General features: G+C 72.8%; 3 protein-coding genes and 1 pseudogene. 1 reads left to right on the top strand and 3 read right to left on the bottom strand.

Features of this window, described 5'->3' with window-relative positions:
• From AWZ10_RS17835 to AWZ10_RS17845, 3 genes and pseudogenes are all read right to left on the bottom strand, one after another.
• Positions 1 to 553 (bottom strand): annotated as a pseudogene (locus AWZ10_RS17835) (transferase); the annotation flags it as partial.
• Positions 529 to 1,701, bottom strand: coding sequence for a glycosyltransferase (locus tag AWZ10_RS17840; protein WP_046708545.1), 1,173 nt, complete (start codon positions 1,699 to 1,701; stop codon positions 529 to 531). The pseudogene AWZ10_RS17835 and the gene AWZ10_RS17840, both read right to left, overlap by 25 nt.
• 39 nt (positions 1,702 to 1,740) lie before the next feature.
• Positions 1,741 to 2,898, bottom strand: coding sequence for a hypothetical protein (locus AWZ10_RS17845; protein WP_060891558.1), 1,158 nt, complete (start codon positions 2,896 to 2,898; stop codon positions 1,741 to 1,743).
• Between the two features lie 298 nt (positions 2,899 to 3,196).
• Between AWZ10_RS17845 and chpG the strand changes: the two genes are divergently transcribed.
• Positions 3,197 to 3,436 carry a chaplin ChpG gene (gene chpG / locus AWZ10_RS17850; protein ID WP_046708543.1) on the top strand — a complete coding sequence of 80 codons (240 nt, stop codon included), beginning with the start codon at positions 3,197 to 3,199 and terminating at the stop codon, positions 3,434 to 3,436.
• Positions 3,437 to 3,748 lie beyond the last annotated feature (312 nt).

Here is a 3,748-nt window from a genome sequence, read left to right on the forward strand (position 1 = left end):
CCAGGGCCGCGCCGGGGCGTCTGACGAGTGCCCGGCGGCGGTGCCAGTGCACCGTGCCCCGGCCGACACAGGCCGCCGCCGACTGCAGGGCGCAGCCGAGAGCCAGTTCGTGGGCGGTGAGCGCGTGGTCGGGGGAGTGCGCGGCCACACCGGCGCCGAGCACGCACCAGCCGAGCACGATCCGCCCGCACACGGCGGGCAGTTCGTCGAGCACGGCGGGGACGGCGGGTGGCCGGTAGAGGCGCGCCCGGGTGTTCAGCAGCACCAGGGCCAGGGCCAGGACGGCGACCATCAGCGGCCGCCCGGGAGTCGTGTCGCCGGTGAGCGCCAGCACCGCGAGCAGGGCCGCGCCGCCGTCCACCGTGAGCAGCGGCAGTCCCGAGGGAGGCCGGGCGACGGGGCGCCGCCCGGACGGGAGGGCCAGGCCGCCGACGGTCCCGCGAGGCGGGACCACCGAGACGGACGAGCCGCCGAAATCGCGTTGCTGTCCACCGGGGGAGGCAACGGTACTTTCCGTACGTTCCGCAGTCACGTGTGGATGGACTCCCTGCACTCGGTGGCTTTCCCGCGCCGGCCGTCCGCACCGCCGAGCAGTTCGCGGTACACGCCCGCGACGGCCTCGTTCGTGTGCCGCACGTCGTGCGTGGTCAGTACGTGATGGCGGCCCTGGTGGCCGAGCGACTCGCGCAGCAGCGGATCGCGCAGCAGACGGGCGACGGCCCCGGCGAGCGCGGCGGGGTCCTCGACGGGCACCGGCTCCTGGCCGGGCGGCAGACTCTCGCGGGCCCCGTCCACATCGGTGAGCACGACCGGCCGCCCGCACGCCATGGCCTCCAGCGGCGCCAGCGCCATGCCCTCCCAACGCGACGGCAGTACGACCAGATCGGCGGCCTGGTACCAGGGCACCGGGTCCGCGACACCCCCGGCGAACAGCACGCCCTCGGGGGCCAGGGCCCGCAGCCGCTCGCCCTCCGGCCCGTCCCCGACCAGCACCAGACGCGCCCCCGGCACCCGCCGCAGCACCGAGTCCCACGCCGCGAGGAGCACGTCCTGCCCCTTCTGCCGGCACAGCCGCCCCACGCACACCACCAGCGGTGCGGCCGGATCGACCCCGGCGAGCAGCGGGATCCCGGCGCGTACGGCGTCGACGGCTGCGGGGTGGAAGCGCCCCGCGTCGACCCCGTTCGGGATCACCGTCCACCGCGCCCGAACCCCGGCCCGCTCCCCGGTGACCCGTTCGGCCTCGCTGACACACACCACCCGCGCGGCCCAACGCGCCCCCGTTCGCTCCCATCCGAGCGCCAGCGCCGCCATCGCGCCGTCCACCGCCTCGAACGACCAGGCGTGCGGCTGGAACACGGTCGGTACACGCCCCCGCACGGCGAGCCGGCCCGCCAGTCCGGCCTTCGCGCTGTGCGCGTGCACCAGGTCGGGCCGTACGTCGTCGAGGATCCGCCGCAGCCGGCGCACCTCGGCCACGAGTGTGGGCCCCGGCGACCGGGTGGCCGCCCAGTGCCGTACGTCCGCGCCGAGCGCGCGCAGGCCCGGGGCGAGCGGGCCGTCGGGACAGGCCACCGTGGCGTGCAGGCCGTCGGCGAGCTGGGCCCGCACCAGGTCCGTCACGACACGGGCCACGCCGCCGTCGACCGGCTGGGTGAGATGCAGGACCCGCGACGGAGGGTCGGATGGTGACAGTTGCATGCGGGTTCCTTGCTCAGGGGCGGCGCCGGGCGGCGCGCGTCACGGCTTGGCGTCGACGGCGACGAAGAGCGCCCCGACCCAAGCCGCGTCCCGCTGCGAAACGATCCGGAAGGCCAACTGGTCACCGCCACGCCGGATTTCATCGCCCAGTTCGAGAACATCCGAGTCGTATCCGAGCGTGTTCGAGTACGCCGGTGTGCGCCCCGAAATGCGTGCCCCCGGTTCGCTGATCGTTGAATTCAGTACGTCGTCACGTGGGTTGGCCGCGTCGCCGAGCGCCACGGCCGGGCCCTGCCCGGTCGAAACGGTGAGCGAATCACCCCGGCTCCCCCGATCGCCGTTGTAGGCGACCAGGCCCACGGTCCCGCGCACACGCTCGGGCAGCGCCATCCCGTTCAGCCGGACCCGCTGCTCCCCGCCCTGCGTGAGCGTGTCGAACCCGTCCCACATCGCCAGGTGCCGCAGCGGCTCCGCCGCGTTCTCGTACGCCACCATCAGCGTCCAGCCGCCCCATGCCCCGGCCGCCGAACGTCCCATGGCCACATTGACCTGCGCCACCGTGTAGAGCCCCGAACCGCTGGACCGCACCAGCTCCGTGACGTCCGCCGAGGCCTGGAACGCGTCCGCGCCCCGCGCCACCCGATGCCCCACCACCGAGTCCGCGAGCACCTCCTTGTACTCGCCCCCGGGCTCCGCGACGAGCACCCGCCCGTTGTCCTTCGGCGGCTTCTGCTCACCCACCAGCAGATTCCCGCCCCAGTACAGCCGTGCGTACGACACCCGCGCGCCCGGCGGCAGCCGGACCTCTCCCCGGCTGGAGTTGTAGGTGTTCGGGTCCTGGTCGACGTCGATGTAGAACATGTCGAAGTCGTCGTTGACGGCGGTACGCCCCGCACGCGCGTCGGCGCACGACGGCGCGGCGGCCGCGGGTGCTGTGGGCGCGGGCGCCGTGGACGGAGTGGCCGTGGACGGGGCTGCCGTCACCGGCGTACGGCAGGAGATCGAGGAGTTGGCCGCGCGGACGATCCCGCCGTGCTGCACCGCCCGGTAGCGCTGCCCGAAGGCGAGGCGCTCGGCCTCGGGCGAGGGTGTGGGTGGCGGCGCGGCCGTCGCGGGAGCGCCCGGCCCCCAGAGAGCGGCGAGGGCGCAGCAGCCCACCATCGCGCGGCGCAGCAGAGGACCCGGATGAATTCGCATGACCGGCGGTGCCCTTTCGGGAGCTCGTTCGGGTGCTTGTCTGGGGAAAGTCGCGGACCGTCGAAGGGCCGAAAATCTACGGATCTGATAAGGGCCGCAGCGACCTGGAGAGGTGCGCAACTCTAGCCCGCTATGCGTACTTATCTACGGAACGCGCCAACTGTGTCGGAATGGTGAAGCAGGCGTTCTGCGAGATCACCCCTTTGGAGGCACAACCCCCGGTGCATGCCGCGCGTTGACTCAGCGCCGGGCACCCCCGCCCGAGTGTTTATGCATCAACTCCAAGGAGCACCTCTCCATGTCGCGTATCGCGAAGGGCCTGGCCCTGACCTCCGTTGCTGCCGCAGCCGTGGCGGGCACCGCCGGCGTCGCCACCGCCGACAGCGAGGCGAAGGGCTTCGCCGCCCACTCCCCGGGCGTGCTGTCGGGCAACGTCGTGCAGGTTCCGGTCCACGTGCCGGTCAACGTGTGCGGGAACACCATCAACGTCATCGGTCTGCTGAACCCGTCGTTCGGCAACAAGTGCTTCAACGACTGACGTTCGAGGACTGACGTCCCCGCACTGAGGTTCGCGCGTTAACCACGAGCCGGCCGTTCTCCCCACGGGGAGGGCGGCCGGTTCGTATTGCTCCAGATGGTGCCCTTCGGTTGCAGACGCCGATCATCGATTTCACGGTGAGAAGACGATTTTTCGCACCGATTGAAAGGAACATCCATGCGTGTTCTGCCCGCACGGCGTCTCGCGGTCTCCGCACTCTGCGCCACGCTCCTGCTCGGCGTCTCCGCCCCGGCCGCCCTGGCGGCCGACGTCGAGTCGGCGCGTGACCGCGCCCGGTCGGCGGCCCCCGTC

The sequence above is a fragment of the Streptomyces europaeiscabiei genome, assembly GCF_001550375.1.
GTDB lineage: Bacteria > Actinomycetota > Actinomycetes > Streptomycetales > Streptomycetaceae > Streptomyces > Streptomyces europaeiscabiei.

Coding starts and splice junctions, on each gene's coding strand:
- AWZ10_RS17845 (WP_060891558.1), bottom strand. CDS start 2,898: ATGCGAATTCATCCGGGTCCTCTGCTGCGCCGCGCGATGGTGGGCTGC.
- AWZ10_RS17840 (WP_046708545.1), bottom strand. CDS start 1,701: ATGCAACTGTCACCATCCGACCCTCCGTCGCGGGTCCTGCATCTCACC.
- chpG (WP_046708543.1), top strand. CDS start 3,197: ATGTCGCGTATCGCGAAGGGCCTGGCCCTGACCTCCGTTGCTGCCGCA.